Below are 10251 nucleotides of genomic sequence, written 5' to 3'. Positions count from 1 at the left end.
GGCAGGGCTACTATCGGAGCGACTATATTCGCATGTGGTGGCCGAATCAGGATTATTACGGGCTAACCTTTAAGCGTAACGCTGAATTGGAGTTTGATGAAAGCTATCCGTGCACTGGTGTCTGGAGTATTCTAAAAACTTTCAAAGGAATAGATTATTCCCGAATTTGCCAGGTATTCACAAACCCAGAAATGTTCGCTGCTATTTTTGATATTTGGGCAAATCGGGACTACAGCAAATATGCAAAGGCAACTGGAAAAGAAACGCTGACAGCCATAAACTGGGATCCTTCCGATGATATGAGACTCTATATTCGAAAAGATGTCGCGGCTCAAGTCTGGAATTATGGGGTCACCCCCGCAACAAGTGAAGAAACAATTATCGACCCCTATCAAGAGAATACAATTACGCTTGGCGCTGATTTCACAATCGGATCCAATGGTACAAATCCAGGAGATTTTGACGCCCCGCGCGGAATCGCTTTTGCCCCTGACGGCAGTTTCTATGTAGCAGATTCCCGCAACCACCGTATACAGCATTTTGACAAGGAAGGCCAATTTATTAATATGTGGGGTCAATTTGGGGACTCGACCTTTGATGATTTGCCCGGTGGAACACTCAATGAACCCTGGGGGGTTGCAGTTGGTCCTGATGGCTCCGTCTACGTTTCGGATACCTGGAATCATCGCATCCAAAAATTCGATCCTGACGGGACACCGATCACACGTTGGGGGCATTACGGCCAGGCTGAAGATGGTGAAGCCTTTTGGGGCCCGCGGGGAATTGCGGTTGATGCCCAGGGCCAGGTTTATGTATCAGATACCGGAAACAAGCGGATTGTTATTTTTGACGCGGACGGAGGCTATATCACAGAATTCGGTACAACAGGCATGGGTGCAGGTGAATTCGACGAATCAGTCGGTGTTGCCGTCGATTCAAAGGGTATAGTTTATGTCACTGATACCTGGAATCAGCGAGTCCAGTCTTTTTCGCACAATTTAGATGGAACTTTGTACTTCCCGCTTGATCAATGGGAAATCGCTGGTTGGTATGGGCAATCTCTTGACAATAAACCCTTTATTTCAGTCGATAATAATGGTGCGGTCTTTGTAACGGATCCTGAAAGCTATCGTATTTTACAATTCTCTACTGATGGCGAATTTATTCGAACCTGGGGTGATTTTGGTTACGATGACCAAAGTATTGGACTTGCCGCAGCAGTTACAGTTGACCAGGAAGGGTATGTGTGGGTCACAGATGCGGGAAATCACCGCGTAATGCGTTTCAGTTTGCCGGATTAACAAAACCACATTCCATTGTCATATAGTGTGAAGACAAAAATCACAGGTGCTATAAATTTTGCTCTGTGATTTTTTGCCGATGGTATAATCGATTTGTTAAATTAAATGGGATACGATTCCGTCATTGCCTGTACTGAGCCGCAGGCACACGTGCGAGTCAGTTTTCCCGCCGAAGCAATCCCAATCTCAGAGCGGGAGATTGCTTCACTTCATTCGCAATGACCTTGGTTTCGTAGAATTATAAAGTCCTGAAATTAGAATTAATAATCCTTAATTATGAAGGAGTCTGAATGAAGATTCATGAGTACCAATCCAAACGCATCTTCGCCAAATATGGTGTTCCCATTCCAAACGGGAATGTCGCAATTACGCCAAAAGATGCGCGGGATATTGCCAAAGACCTGGGCGGTCGCGTAATTATTAAGTCTCAAGTTTTGGTAGGCGGACGCGGAAAGGCCGGCGGTGTAAAACTTGCCAACTCCCCGGAGGAGGCAGAAAAATATGCTGCGGCTATTTTAGGCATGGATATCAAGGGGCTTACCGTACGAAAGGTACTGATTGACGAAGCAACCAATATCAAAAGTGAAATTTACCTTGGAATTACAAACGACCGTGCCAGGCGTATGCCTGTCATGATGGTCTCAGCTGAAGGTGGCGTGGAGATCGAAGAGGTTGCACGCAAGACCCCTGAGAAGATCATCAAAGCCCATATCCATCCTCTTTTAGGTTTACAAGGTTACCAAATACGCGATATTGCTGCCAGCATTGAATTACCCCGCAAGCACTGGAAAGAATTTGGCGTGATCGCCAGTGGGCTTTGGCAGGCATATAATGAAAGTGATGCAACCCTTGCTGAAATAAACCCCCTGGTCATTACAGATGAAGACACTCTGCTTGCTGTAGATGGCAAAATGCTGATCGATGACAGCGCTATCTTCCGTCACCCCGATATTGCCGAGATGCGCGATATTGACGTCGAGGCTGAGGCTGAAACCATCGCCCGCGAACATGATCTGTCTTATATCAAACTTGACGGTGAGATTGGCTGTATGGTAAATGGTGCGGGCCTGGCAATGACAACGATGGATATCGTCAAACTCTTTGGAGGCAGCCCAGCCAATTTCCTGGATATTGGCGGCGGAGCAGATGCGGAAAAAGTGGGCGCTGCTTTCCGCATTATTCTTTCTGATCCAAATGTCAAGGTTGTGTTGATCAATATCTTTGGCGGCATCACTCGTTGTGATGAAGTCGCGAAAGGCGTTCTTGAAGCCATTGATGAGGTTAAACCGGATGTACCCATGGTCGTTCGACTGGTGGGGACCAATGCTGAAGAGGGCCGTAAAATGATCGCCGAAGCAGATATGATTACTGCAGAAACCCTTGCCGACGCCGCTAAGAAAGCCGTCGCTGCGTCCAGGGAGGCCTGAGATGAGCATTTTAATTAATAAGGAAACCCGTCTATTGGTGCAGGGCATCACAGGAAATGAAGGTCTCTTTCATACCAATCAGATGGTCAATTATGGAACAAATGTCGTGGGAGGCGTGACCCCCGGCAAGGGTGGCGAGTGGGTGCTGGATGGCAAGGTCCCCGTCTTTGATTCCGTTAAAATCGCCGCCGAAGTGACCGGCGCCAACACCAGCGTGATCTTTGTCCCGGCGCGCTTCGCCGCAGATGCGATCTTTGAAGCCGCAGATGCAGGAATTGAATTTATTGTCTGCATCACCGAGGGTGTCCCCGTCAAAGATATGATGCGCGTACGTGCGTATATCGACCAACTCGACACACGCTTACTTGGCCCAAATTGTCCCGGTCTGCTGACGCCTGGCGAGGCCAAAGTTGGTATTATTCCCGGCAATATCGCCATCCCCGGCAATGTCGGGGCAGTCTCCCGCTCTGGAACCCTGACCTACGAAGTGCTTTACGCCCTCAAACAAAAGGGCATGGGCGCATCCACATGCGTGGGCATTGGTGGCGACCCGGTCAACGGCACAAACTTTGTTGATGTCCTGGCCATGTTTGAAGAGGACCCCCAAACCGACAAAATAGTCATGCTCGGTGAGATTGGCGGGACGGACGAAGAAATGGCCGCTGAGTTTATTGCCACGAGGATGACCAAACCTGTCGCAGCCTTTATTGCAGGGCAAACCGCCCCACCCGGCAAGCGAATGGGCCACGCCGGCGCGATCATTCAATCTGGCTCTGGCGCAGCAGCTGATAAGATCAAAGCCCTCGAAGAGGCAGGTGTCCGGGTTGCCAAACACCCCGAAGAATTACCCGATCTCTTGGGTTAATTTCAAGTGATAACCCAAGGTCCCGTTCCTTCAAAAGGAACGGGGCCTTTTTATTATTTTCGTTTTTTGAAGGCGATGAGTTTTCTTTCAACACATAAATCATTAAGATTTGACCGTTTTCTATCGATTTCCTTGACGATGCTCACTCTGAGTGGTATAGTTTCGCCCAACATGAAAAACTATCACCTTTCCGCGACCAATAATACTAACAATATGACTACCCGTAAGCATTACGGGACGTTGGCGCGCAGCTATAAGGAGAAGTAAGTTTATTCCGCTAGCAAACGTAATAACGCCCCGATAAATTTCGGGGCTTTTTCTTTAAATAAGGAGAATGATGCAAATGCCCACCTCACCAGATCAACCCGTTTTTGTAGTTCCCCAGGAGAATCTTGTCCCATCCAGCGACCATCTTTCAAAAATGACCGATATTCCAGCATCAAGGATGTTTTTGATCAAAAAATCGCTCGATCAATATCAGCAAAAGGCGCCTGACAGCCCCATCTACGACGCTTCTCAGGGTGATGGCGGGGCCAGTTTGCCTGGTACACCTCCTGAAATCCTTGAGCGCGCCGCCCAGATGCAGATCGATCATGGCACAGGTTACGACTCTCCCTTTGGGACAGTCGCTTTCCGCGAGGTTGTCGCTGAAAAATATTGGCAGTTTTCCCCCGGCCTTGGGGTCGGCCCCGCTAATATTATCGCAACAGTCGGTGGACGTGATGCCCTGGTTAAAGCCTACGAAGCCATGCTCAGTCTTGGCCATGGACGTCAGGGAGATGCCCTGCTGGTTTCCCGTGTTCCGTGGCTTTCCTATAACTGGGGACCTTACGGTGTGGGAGCAAACGTGATCCTTGCCCCGGGCCGCGAAGAGGAGGCCTGGACCTATAGCGAGGAGGGCATCCGGGCCAGTGTAGATTTTGCCGCCAAATCGGGTCGCAAGATCGCCGGGATGGTGGTCACAAATCCCGATAACCCCACCGGACAGACGATTACCCCCGAAAAACAAATTGCACTGGGAAAAGCCGCCCTCAAGGCCGGGATTGCCTTCGTTCTCTATGACTGGATCTATCATCAGGTCACCGATGAGGAACCAATGGATATCAATGCTTTTCTTCGCGAATTCACGCCTGCCGAACGGGATCGTTTGATCTTCCTCGATGGCCTGACAAAAAGTTTGGGTGCCTCGAATATCCGCAGTGCGCATCTGATTGTTCCCGAAGCAGTCAGCAAATTTATCGTCGCGCGCGCCTCGCACAATGTGATCCCCTCCTTCTATGGCCTGGCTGTTGCGATGGCTGCTTATGAAATGGGCTATAAAGAGGCCAGTCGCTCCATTGTGGAGCCGACCAACGCCAGCCGGAAAGTCTTGCAAACCTTTCTTGAGAAAGAAAATTTCAAATATATTATCGGCAAGGGCTATTATGCCTTTATTCATGTTGGGGATTGGATCAAAGCCAAAGGTTGGGAAGATAGTGAGGCTCTTGGGCAGTATCTCGCCGAAGAACATGGGGTCGCGACTGTTCCAGGAGGTTTCTTCTCAGCTTATGGAAAAGATTGGGTCCGGTTTTCTTACGCTACGCCACCTGAACGAACCCAGGGCGCTGCTGAGCGTTTGCTGGAAGGGTTGAAGGCCCTCGAATGAATCAAAAAAACGGGATCAAGCCAAAATCCAACACGATTCGGCTTCTCATCATCGCTGCGGGAAAAGAATATGACCTATAATCCCGGTCAATTTGCCAAAAAATACCAGCTTTCTCTCGAAACAGCCCGACAGGATTACCCTCAATATGGAACCTGCGGATTGGAGCTTGAACTATTTTTACTCGATTCTGATTTGCGACCCCTCCTGACTGTCGGTACCGGTCCGGGTAAAAAATCATTTGTTGATTATCTTCGTGAGAATCATATTCCTGAAAGTGTGAGAGATCTGACCGACCTCGAGGCCTTTCAATGGATGATCGAATGGGGCACCCACCCATATTATTCGGCACGGGGTGCTATCTACGAGGGACGCATCCTTCAAGGGGTGGTTTTGAATGCCCTCCATCAGGCCGGGCAGAAATTTGATGAAAAGCTCCACATCTGGCATGGTAATCTCCCCTATCAGACCACCGTCAATTATGATTCTATTCCTGGTGGCTGGCATATCGCCAAGCGTCGCTATATTGAACGCTGTGTGGACACCTATGGTGACGCCCTCTCAACTGCGGGAAATCACGCCAATATCTCACTCCCCGAACCGCTCCTCGCCTGGGATTTTATGCACCTGCCTGCATCAGCGCGGAAAGACACTCATCTGGATAATTACAAAAACGATTTCTATATTACTGCAACACGACTATTGCGGGCATTCGCGCCCCTCTTCATTGCGACGTCAGCATCATCACCTTTTCAATCAGAAATACGTGACGGGCGAGCTGTAGTTATCCTCACTGAACATAATTCGCTTCGCAGTCTAATATTCCCAAAGCCTCCAGCCCTCGATGTCCCTGATCTTTACAGGTCCCATCAGGATTATCTGCAAACATCATATGATCTTGTTCGTCAAGGTGTCCGCTTTGGCAATAATAACTGGATGCCCGTTCGGGCTCGCTCCCTTGAAGAACGAGTCGAAAGGCTTGTGGAAGTCACCAGTGAAGAATTGGAACGCCTCTATTCGAGCGGGCTTTATGCATCCGGCGAAGTTCAATCTCTTGATGAGATGGCACATCAGATCGAGATCCAGAATATGCTTGCCCGTGTGGATTTGCCAATGACCCGGGTTGAGGTGCGGACCGATGACGGCGGAAACCCCCTCGATCTCGAACTTGCGAATATGACCCTGAAGAATCTCCTGATGATGCGCATCTACGCCGATCCCGAATTTGCGCGGGCCTTCCGTTATGACAGCGAGGATATTCGCCGCGCCCGTCGAAATGAAACAATCGCAGGTCAAAAAGGATTAGTGGCGGAAATTGACAACCCATTTACTGGTAAACCCATCACCATGCGCGAATTTCTCCGCTGGACCCTCGATAAAGTGCGTCCTTTGGCAGAAGCGCTGGATCAATGGGATCAACTACATCCCCTCAAAGAGATGGTTGCCGGCGCCCCAAATACGGCCCAACGCCTGCGCGAAGAAGTTCGCGCTCAAATTGGCTTAGGTGACGAAGTCCCTCCAGAACTTTTTAGGGAGATTGTTACCAAGCATGAAAAAATGATCGAAGAAGAAGTAGAATATATAGCATCCAGTGTCGCTCTTTGGGATGATGAAAAAGAAAAGCTGGGCGATATTCTTAACCGTTTACGCAGCCAGGCCCACAAAGACCCGCTCGCTCCAATTCGCTATAGTGCCAAACAGGAGAATCTGATTAATATCGAATACCCCAACATAACCAGTGAGATCGTTGATCTCGCCATCCGCTTGATCCGCATCCCTTCAGTTACCGCCAGCGCCAACGAACGCCTTGACGAAGTTCATCGTGCCGGAGTCTTTATCTACGATTATCTTCGCAGCCATGGACTTTCTGTGCGTTTCTTTGACGAACAAAAATACCCGTCGATTTTGGTCGGATTTCCTGGCCAAGGATTGGCTCCAGTAATGCTCAGCGGACATTTCGATGTGGTGGAACCAGATCCCGATGATGGTCAATTTAAACCCCGCATCGAAGGGGATTATCTTTGGGGCCGAGGGGCTGGTGATATGAAGGTCGTCGTTGCGACCTATATGGTCTGGCTTAAAGATACTCTCAAGCAGGGAGCGCCCTATCCGCCAATCAACCTCCTTCTGGTCGGGAACGAAGAAAACGGAGAGGGTGAGGCGATGGGAACTCCTCACGTCCTGAACTTACTTGAGAAAGAATCAGGCTATTCTCCTGATATCTTCATTGCTGGAGAACGCACAGAAGAAAGCGGAGAGGGACTTTGGGGTGAGATCTGCACCGAAAATCGAGGTGCTATGCGCTTTGATTTGATAGCCACCGGGCAGCGTGGGCATTCTGGCATCGCTGGTGCACAGGCTGATCTTTCTGATCAATTGATTCATGCCCGCGCAAAAATTCAGGAACTTGCCAATAAATATCTCACCCTCAGCAGCCCTGACAAATGGCAGTCCCAGGTTCGTTTCCCCTTCATCCAGATCGGCTCACCCGGCATTTACAATATCACCGCTGACCATGGGATTATGGGCGTTGAAATCCGCAGTATCCCGGAGGACGATCTGGAATCCCTGATCAATGAGACGAAGGCATATTGCGACGAAAATGGACTGGAAATTCAGATCGGAGCCATGGAGGGCGGGATCGCCTGCGACCCCACCAACCCATACTTGCAACCTTTAATTGAGGCGGTTGGTCTCGCTTCGGGAGAAAAAGCCTGTCTTGGACGAAAATTACCGGGCACCTCAGCACGTTTCGCCCCTGGAGGTCAGGGAGTGGTCTGGGGGCAAAGCGGAATCGGGCCGCACTCTTCCCAGGAACGGCATTTTATCCCCAGCATCCTGCCATATTATCAGGTCTTGCAAGCTTACGGGAAGTTGCTCATTGAAAAGAAATCTGCAAACTAAACTGGAAACAGCCAATGTCTAAAGAAAGCAAATCCCCCTCTGCCCTTGTCATGAAATTTGGCGGCACCTCTGTTGGTTCGCCGAAAGCAATAGAACACATAACTGAAATTGTCCGGAAATGTCGGCAAGAATGGGACAGAATGATCATTGTCACCTCCGCAATGGCGGGGGTGACAAACCTTCTTGTGGAAAGTGCAGAGCGCGCCATCGTAGGTGACGAAGTATTCATTTCTAAAGCAGAAATTGAGTTGCAAAATAAACATTATTCGATTGTTGAGAAACTCGTTCCCAGTTCGGCAGAACGCGCACAACTCAAACAGGAAATAAAGCATCTTTCCATGGAATTTGCCAATTTATGTCGCGCAATCAGCATTTTAGGAGAGGCTACCCCCCGCGCACTTGATGCAGTTGTGTCCCTGGGGGAACGCTTCTCTGTTCGTCTTTTGGCAGGCATTTTAAAATCAGCAGGTTTTCCTGCCCAATTCGTTGAGGCAACAAATATTGTTGTCACTGATGACTGTTTTCAAGCTGCGCACCCAAATTTGGAAGAAACTGCCAAAAATGTACAGAATATTCTGATCCCCATGTTGATGCAAAAACAAATTCCAGTTTTAACTGGTTTTATAGGCGCAACAAAAGAAGGCATTACCACCACTTTGGGTCGCGGTGGAGGAGATTATTCTGCAGCAATCATCGGAGCAGCCCTCCCCGCCGACGAAGTCTGGATTTGGACAGACGTAAGCGGTGTGATGACAGCCGATCCGCGTATTGTAGAAGACGCAAGAACAATTCCCGAATTGAATTATCGTGAGATGGCAGAGCTATCTTATTTTGGGGCAAAAGTTTTGCATCCAAAAGCTGTTCGCCCGGTTGTTGAAGTGGGGATTCCCGTGCGAATTTGTAACACTTTCAAACCAGAAGATGAGGGGACTCGGGTAACTAAAAATAATGAAGCTGCCCCAAAGATTAAAAACGGTGCCAGGGGTATCGTCAAGGCTGTCACGGCGATTCAAGATCAACGGTTGATCACGGTCGAGGGGCGCGGCATGTTGGGGGTTCCGGGCGTTGCGGCCCGGACATTCGGCGCCGTCGCGGCAACCGGAACCAGCGTTCCTCTTATCACACAGGCATCTTCTGAGCAGAGCATATCCTTTTCTGTCCCCAGTGAATCAGCCAAAGATGTTCTGGATTCTTTGCATATTGCATTTGCTACAGAGCTTGCCCGCCGAGATATTGACCGCGTTTGGGCGACCGATGAAGTCGCAATCATCACCGCCGTTGGCAATGGTCTCCAACATACCCCGGGAGTAGCGGGTCAGATATTCAGTGCTTTGGGATCGGCCGATGTAAATATTCTTGCGATCGCGCAAGGGTCCTCAAAAGTGGCGATCAGTTTGATTGTCACTGCAAAAGATACTGAAAAGGCTATTCATACCCTACACCAATTTATTACTGGTTGAAAAAAACCAGGCATATATTTATGAAAAATAAAATCCCGGTTGCCGTTTTGGGCGCAACAGGAGCGGTTGGGCAGCGTTTTATCCAATTACTTGAAAATCACCCCTGGTTTGATGTTATTGCCGTCACAGGCTCCGCTCGCACTGAAGGACAAAAATACGGCGAAGTTTGCCGCTGGTTATTGCCAACCGATATCCCCAAAAGCATCTTCCAGTTGAAAGTAACCCCCTCATTCCCGGAATCCATACAAACGCCACTGGTTTTCTCCGCACTTCCATCAGAAAAAGCCAAAATAATTGAGCCCCTCTTTGCCAAAGCTGGCGCAGCGGTCTGCACAAACGCGGGCGCATTTCGACAAGACCCACACACGCCGATTTTACTGCCTGAGGTAAATCCTGAGCATACCGCCCTGATTCCTGCTCAACGCGCCAAACAAGGCTGGGATGGATTTATTGTCACCAATCCAAATTGCACCAGCACGGGTATGACCATTGCATTAAAGGCCTTAAAAAATTCCTTTGGCCTTCGCCGTGTTTTTGCCACATCCATGCAGGCTATTTCAGGAGCGGGATATCCCGGTGTTCCTTCGCTCGATATCCTTGGCAACGTCATTCCATATATACCCGGCGAGGAAGAAAAGGCTTCCTGGGAGCC

The 10251-nt window shown here is 49.4% G+C and carries 7 protein-coding genes; all 7 read left to right on the top strand.

Annotation, left to right across the window (positions count from 1 at the left end):
• A partial coding sequence (locus AC3DOM_RS11425) for an NHL repeat-containing protein (protein WP_487919175.1) occupies nt 1-1301 on the top strand: 1301 nt, incomplete at its 5' end.
• Between the two features lie 290 nt (nt 1302-1591).
• Nucleotides 1592-2728 carry an ADP-forming succinate--CoA ligase subunit beta gene (gene sucC, locus AC3DOM_RS11420; protein ID WP_487919174.1) on the top strand — a complete coding sequence of 379 codons (1137 nt, stop codon included), beginning with the start codon at nt 1592-1594 and terminating at the stop codon, nt 2726-2728.
• A 1-nt stretch (nt 2729) separates the two neighbouring features.
• Nucleotides 2730-3593, top strand: a complete 864-nt coding sequence (gene sucD, locus AC3DOM_RS11415; RefSeq protein WP_487919173.1) for a succinate--CoA ligase subunit alpha — start codon at nt 2730-2732, stop codon at nt 3591-3593.
• Between the two features lie 343 nt (nt 3594-3936).
• Nucleotides 3937-5238, top strand: a complete 1302-nt coding sequence (locus AC3DOM_RS11410; RefSeq protein ID WP_487919172.1) for a pyridoxal phosphate-dependent aminotransferase — start codon at nt 3937-3939, stop codon at nt 5236-5238.
• A 69-nt stretch (nt 5239-5307) separates the two neighbouring features.
• Nucleotides 5308-8139, top strand: a complete 2832-nt coding sequence (locus tag AC3DOM_RS11405) for a M20/M25/M40 family metallo-hydrolase (protein ID WP_487919171.1) — start codon at nt 5308-5310, stop codon at nt 8137-8139.
• A gap of 14 nt (nt 8140-8153) precedes the next feature.
• Nucleotides 8154-9599 (top strand): aspartate kinase, encoded by a 1446-nt coding sequence (locus AC3DOM_RS11400; RefSeq protein ID WP_487919170.1) that lies wholly within the window; start codon nt 8154-8156, stop codon nt 9597-9599.
• Nucleotides 9600-9619: 20 nt separating this feature from the next.
• Nucleotides 9620-10251 (top strand): aspartate-semialdehyde dehydrogenase (locus AC3DOM_RS11395; RefSeq protein ID WP_487919169.1); only part of this gene is annotated, 632 nt, incomplete at its 3' end.

Source organism: Candidatus Desulfolinea nitratireducens (assembly GCF_982879505.1).
This window is presented reverse-complemented; position numbering and strand designations above follow the sequence as displayed.

Coding starts and splice junctions, on each gene's coding strand:
- sucC (WP_487919174.1), top strand. CDS start 1,592: ATGAAGATTCATGAGTACCAATCCAAACGCATCTTCGCCAAATATGGT.
- sucD (WP_487919173.1), top strand. CDS start 2,730: ATGAGCATTTTAATTAATAAGGAAACCCGTCTATTGGTGCAGGGCATC.
- AC3DOM_RS11410 (WP_487919172.1), top strand. CDS start 3,937: ATGCCCACCTCACCAGATCAACCCGTTTTTGTAGTTCCCCAGGAGAAT.
- AC3DOM_RS11405 (WP_487919171.1), top strand. CDS start 5,308: ATGACCTATAATCCCGGTCAATTTGCCAAAAAATACCAGCTTTCTCTC.
- AC3DOM_RS11400 (WP_487919170.1), top strand. CDS start 8,154: ATGTCTAAAGAAAGCAAATCCCCCTCTGCCCTTGTCATGAAATTTGGC.